This is a genomic window from Mycoplasmopsis agassizii, assembly GCF_002276225.1.
Lineage (GTDB): Bacteria > Bacillota_I > Bacilli_A > Mycoplasmatales > Metamycoplasmataceae > Mycoplasmopsis_B > Mycoplasmopsis_B agassizii_A.
Genome location: NZ_NQNY01000030.1, coordinates 1 through 1266, shown reverse-complemented (window position 1 = coordinate 1266; position 1266 = coordinate 1). Strand labels below are relative to the sequence as shown.

The 1266-nt window shown below is 35.0% G+C and carries 1 protein-coding gene; it reads right to left on the bottom strand.

Annotation, left to right across the window (positions count from 1 at the left end; genetic code table 4):
* On the bottom strand, positions 1–1266 hold a 1266-nt coding region (locus CJJ23_RS04910; RefSeq protein WP_143823652.1), incomplete at both ends, for a lipoprotein 17-related variable surface protein.

Genomic DNA, 1266 nt, shown 5'->3' with positions numbered 1-1266 from the left:
TCTGTTTTAAATTCACTCGCTAACTTCTTAGCACTTTCTGTGTCTGCTGCAAAAGTGCTAGGCAGAGCATCATACCAAGTTTTGGCTGCCTGCTCTTGCTCTGCAGATGTATTTTTAAAGCCTGAAACTTTCACTGTTTTACCTGTAGCAGTTTCACCTTCATCTAATGAACCATTTTCGTTGAAGTTCATTTTTGTACTATCAACTGTTGCTGAAAAGACAACTTTAACAGAAACTTCACCTTTAGCATCATCTGCTGTTAAACTAACGCTGAATTCTGAATTAGGTAATGTTGTTTGAACAGGTGCTGTGAATAATGCTTTGATTTCATCTGATGTTGCTGTTGAAGCTGCTTTGGATTTTAAGTCTTCGGTTGCTGTCTTATTTACAACTGCTGCATATCAAGTCTTAATTGCTTCTTTATAATCTGCAAACCCTGTTAATTCAACTTTTTCGCCTTTAGCTGCATCTAATTGATTACCATCTTTATCGTAGTATTTATTTCCTACTTTCAAGGCTACTGTTAAACTTAAACTACCTGTATAGTCATTTGCTTTTAAATCACTATATTCAATAGTTGCTTCAGGATTAAAAGTATCATCACCTGTAGGCAGTGCAAATAATTTATCTAATTCTGTTTTGTCGGTAGTTTCACTAATTACTGATGCTTTTTTAGTTGCTAAAGTTCCTTCTACAATTTGATCTTGAACTTCACCTGTATATCATGCTTGTGCTTTTGCTGCATTAGCATCGCTAGCAACAAAACCTGAAATCGTTACTGTTTTACCTGCAGTAGATTTGTCTGCTGCTAAAACAGTTGAACCATCTTCTTTAAAGAAGTTGTCACCTTGTTTTAAAGTAACTTTTAATTTTAAATTACCTGATACATCATTAGCAGAATCTGCTACAACTTCTAGTTCTACTGTTGAACCTGTTAAAGTAGCAGGTGCTGTGAATAATGATTTTAATTCTTCTGCTGTAACTGCAGATGGTTTTTTAACCTTTAATGTTTCATTAGTTGCAACACTAGCATCCCTCACACTCTCACTATATCATTTACTAATAGCACCCTTAGAAGTAGTAAATCCTGAAATAGTTACTTCAACTGCATCAGTTGCTGCTCCTTTATCACCATTTTGTTTATAGTAAGTAGTTGTAGTTGCTGATGTTGCTTTTAAAACTACTTTAACTTTTAAAGTCCCATTAGTGTCGTTAGCACCATTTGCTACTAAAGTTACTTCAACGCTAGCGTTAGGGATGGTGGTT